This window comes from Tessaracoccus sp. OH4464_COT-324 (assembly GCF_003932855.1).
GTDB lineage: Bacteria > Actinomycetota > Actinomycetes > Propionibacteriales > Propionibacteriaceae > Arachnia.
Window position 1 is genome coordinate 1 of sequence record NZ_RQYZ01000067.1, and the last position, 596, is coordinate 596.

At 39.1% G+C, this 596-nt stretch carries 1 protein-coding gene and 1 pseudogene; both read left to right on the forward strand.

Going from position 1 to position 596, the window contains the following annotated elements; translation table 11 throughout:
• Window positions 1-339, forward strand: a pseudogene (locus tag EII42_RS12160) (hypothetical protein); the annotation flags it as partial.
• Window positions 332-596 (forward strand): 2Fe-2S iron-sulfur cluster-binding protein (locus EII42_RS12165; RefSeq protein ID WP_233558400.1); only part of this gene is annotated, 265 nt, incomplete at its 3' end. The pseudogene EII42_RS12160 and the gene EII42_RS12165, both read left to right, overlap by 8 nt.

The following is a 596-nucleotide window of genomic DNA, read 5'->3' on the forward strand; positions in this document are numbered from 1 at the left end:
TATAAACGTATCCGTATTGCTGATCGTTCAAGTGTATTTAATACAAACGTTCTTTACACCGTTGAATTAGGTTATATCCTTGACGTTTCTCAATCTATTGCAAACTCTGCGATTGAGCGTAAAGAATCTCGTGGTGCACACCAACGTTTAGACTATACAGAACGTGACGATGTTAATTACTTAAAACATACATTGGCATATTACAATGCTGATGGCGCACCTCGTATCGAATATAGTGATGTGAAAATCACTAAATCTCAACCTGCAAAACGTGTTTACGGTGCGGAAGCAGAAGCACAAGAAGCTGCTGCGAAAGCTAAGGAGCAAGCAAATGGCTAATCAAGCAATAATGAATGTTGAAGTGTTGCGTTATAATCCAGAAGCGGATAAAGAGCCATACTTACGTACTTACCAAGTGCCTTACGATAGCCAAACATCTCTATTAGATGCATTAGGTTATATCAAAGATCAACCTGAACCTGAACTTTCTTATCGTTGGTCTTGCCGTATGGCAATCTGCGGTTCTTGCGGTATGATGGTTAATGGTAAACCAAAACTTGCTTGTAAAACATTCTTACGTGATTACAGCAGTCATA